Here is a 3,282-nt window from a genome sequence, read left to right on the forward strand (position 1 = left end):
TATCGCTCAGTAGATGCTCCAGAACATTGACTTTTGAATAAAAGTTAGGAATATCATAGCGTTCTTGACTAATGTTTTCGAGTGGTGTTCCTGAAATTGCAATGGTTACCTGTAGGGGAGCCGTAAAAAAATCATTGATAAACTCATCAACATCATCGGTCATGGTTGCCGAAAACATAATGTTCTGACGACGTTCTGGTAAGATGTCAAAAATATTTAAAAGTTGATGTCTAAAACCTAAATCTAGCATCACATCCACTTCATCAATAACTATTTTTTGAACCGATTTGAGTTGTAAAACGTGGCTAACGGCCAAATCAAATAAGCGACCTGGCGTGGCAACCAAAATGTCCAATCCTTGTGAAACGGCTTGTTTTTGCGGATTTATGTTCACACCGCCATAAACACCAAGTATGCGTACATTAATGTATTTGGTAAGTTTTTCGATTTCTTCAACCACCTGAACCACCAATTCGCGCGTTGGAACCATGATTACAACTCTAGGATTGGCTTGCTTTGAAAATGGCAAATTTTTAAGAATGGGCAACATATAGGCATAGGTTTTACCCGTTCCAGTTTGTGCAATTCCTACCACATCTCTGCCCGAAGCCACGACATTAAAAGCCTCTTTTTGGATGGGCGTGGGCGTGGTGAACCCCAAATCGTCTAAGGCATTATATAATGGGTTGTTTAAATTTAGATCTCTGAAACTCACTGTGTTTGTGGTTTTATGGTTTGGTGGTGTTTGAAAATGAAGGATATATGTGTTTTGTTTTTATGAATGACATCTTAGAATCCTAATTTTTCAAGGTGCAAAGTTAATGCTAAAAAATTAACTTACACTAAATGCGATTCATGTATTTGAATGGTATATGACGCGTTATAGGTTTTATCTTTTTCTAACGCTACAATGCCTTCTTTTTCTTTTAAAATTTGACTACTGTTTTCAGAATCGGCCAAACCTTGCCAAGGCTCGATGCAAACAAAATTGGCATTTGGTTTTGCCCAAATTCCCAAGAATGGAAAATCCTCAAAATTAAAATCCAAAATAGCCCCATGTTTTTTGCTTTCGAGGGTGATTTTTCGTGATTTCAAATCCTTGAAAACCAAAGCATCTTTATCAAATAGATGAGCGGTCAAGTGGATGGTTTCTGGCGAATTAAAAACGGTTTCTGTTTTAGAAGTAAACAATCCTGTTTTGAGGTTTAGTAAATGCGTTTGTGATGTTTCGGGATGTTCAAATCGCAAATTATAATCGTCATAATTCTCATCAGGATATAGAGGGCATTTAAATGCAGGATGGCCGCCAACAGAAAAATAAATAGTTTTATCATCTCGGTTTTTAACGCTGTAAGTGATTTTAATTCGATTAACTATCAATTCGTATTTTACCGAAAACTCAAATTTAAAGGGATAAACCGCAAGTGTTTCTTCCGAATATAATAATGTAAATGTCAAATGGTTTGAACTTTTATCCGAAATTTCAAAAGCATCGCTATGTCTGGCAAATCCGTGTCTTGGTAAGTTGTAGGCGGTATGGTCATATAAAAAACGACCTTCTTTTAATTCACCAACAATAGGAAATAAATTTGGCGCATGGCCACTCCAAACATCAGGATTTCCATTCCACATAAATTCCAAGTTATTTTTCACAGCTGAAATTTTTTGTAATTCTGCACCAGTAGGATGAATGGATAGGGTCAAAAGCGTATTTTCTAGAGTAAACATGGTTTTGATATTTTTAACTAAAGTACAAAGTTCTTATTAAGTTTGTAGAATCTCATTAACTTTACTTCCGTAAAATTTAACCTTGAGAACACAGTACGTCTTTACCATAAAATCGCCAAATTTTAAACAACAACTTTTGTTGTGGAGCCAGCAATTTGAGGAAGTGGTTTGGTTGGATTCCAATAATCATCATCAAAAGTATAGTACTTACGATGTGGTTTTGGCTATTGATGCATTTTCCTGTATTTCAACTTGTTACACTGGCTCATTTAAACAATTAGAAGACTATCAAAATAAAACCAAAGACTGGATTTTTGGTTATCTCACTTACGATTTAAAAAATGACATAGAACCTCTTCAATCCAATCAATTTGATGGATTAAATTTTCCGGAACTCTTTTTTTTTCAGCCTAAAAAAATATTTTTGATTAAAGGTGACGAAGTGAAAATGTTGTATTTGAATGCGGTGGCTGATATGTTTGAATCTGATTTGAGTGCCATTCAACAAATCAAAGAAAAAGAAGAGGTCATTATTTCTGAAAAAATAAATATTAAATTACGATTGACCAAAGATCAATATTTGGAAAAAGTCAATACTATGTTGGCACATATTCATCGTGGTGATATTTATGAAGCTAATTTTTGTCAGGAATTTTTTGCCGAAAACACGCAGATTGATCCATTCCGAATTTATCAAAAACTTAATGCCATCTCCAAAGCGCCGTTTGCTGCATATTTTAAAAACCATCATTATTATGCGTTATCGGCATCACCCGAACGGTATTTAAAAAAAGAAAATCAAATTGTAATTTCACAACCTATAAAGGGAACCGCAAAACGATCAGCCGATAAAATTATAGATCAGGAATTGAAAAGTGAGCTCAAAAACAACGACAAAGAGCGCAGTGAAAACATCATGATTGTCGATTTGGTGCGCAATGATCTGTCGCATACAGCAAAAAAAGGAAGTGTGCATGTCGAAGAACTTTGTGAAGTTTATACCTTTGAGCAAGTGCATCAATTAATATCGACCATTACGTCTTTAGTTGAAAAAGAAACGTCGGCGGTTAGTATTTTAAAATCTACTTTTCCAATGGGCAGTATGACGGGCGCACCAAAAATTTCAGCAATGAAAATCATCGAAAATCTTGAAGAAACCAAGCGTGGACTATATTCCGGTGCTATTGGTTATTTTGATCCGAAAGGTAATTTTGATTTTAGCGTCGTTATTAGAAGTATCTTATACAACTCAAAAAACAACTATGTATCATATTCTGTTGGAAGCGCGATTACTGCCCAAAGCGATCCTTTAAAAGAATACGAAGAATGTTTTATTAAGGCAAAAGCGATGCAGAGCGTCTTGGAAAATGAGATCTAGAAATAAATATATGCGTATTTTAAAATCTAAAAAATGATACCGATTTTTGAACAACATCTTAATACACATTTAGATATTCTTAAGGATAGCAAGTTGCTGTTGGCTGTTTCTGGTGGTTTGGACAGTGTGGTTTTAGCGCATTTATGCCATAAATTAAAGTTGAATATGTCGTTGGC

At 34.9% G+C, this 3,282-nt stretch carries 3 protein-coding genes; 1 reads left to right on the forward strand and 2 read right to left on the reverse strand.

Annotated features, from left to right (window positions below):
* Both VNJ50_RS06160 and VNJ50_RS06165 read right to left on the reverse strand, forming a co-directional pair.
* The coding region (locus tag VNJ50_RS06160; protein WP_325580048.1) for a DEAD/DEAH box helicase at nucleotides 1-715 on the reverse strand (715 nt) is incomplete at its 3' end.
* Between the two features lie 122 nt (nucleotides 716-837).
* Nucleotides 838-1,728: an aldose 1-epimerase family protein gene (locus VNJ50_RS06165; protein WP_325580050.1), complete on the reverse strand. Its 891-nt coding sequence runs from the start codon at nucleotides 1,726-1,728 to the stop codon at nucleotides 838-840.
* 82 nt (nucleotides 1,729-1,810) lie between these two features.
* Between VNJ50_RS06165 and VNJ50_RS06170 the strand changes: the two genes are divergently transcribed.
* Nucleotides 1,811-3,106: an anthranilate synthase component I family protein gene (locus tag VNJ50_RS06170; RefSeq protein ID WP_325580052.1), complete on the forward strand. Its 1,296-nt coding sequence runs from the start codon at nucleotides 1,811-1,813 to the stop codon at nucleotides 3,104-3,106.
* Nucleotides 3,107-3,282: the final 176 nt, after the last annotated feature.

The organism is Gelidibacter sp. (assembly GCF_035577925.1).
In the GTDB taxonomy this organism is placed as follows: domain Bacteria; phylum Bacteroidota; class Bacteroidia; order Flavobacteriales; family Flavobacteriaceae; genus Gelidibacter.

Bases quoted from the DNA above. Each gene is read 5' to 3' on its own strand.
- VNJ50_RS06165 (WP_325580050.1), bottom strand. From the start codon at position 1,728: ATGTTTACTCTAGAAAATACGCTTTTGACCCTATCCATTCATCCTACT.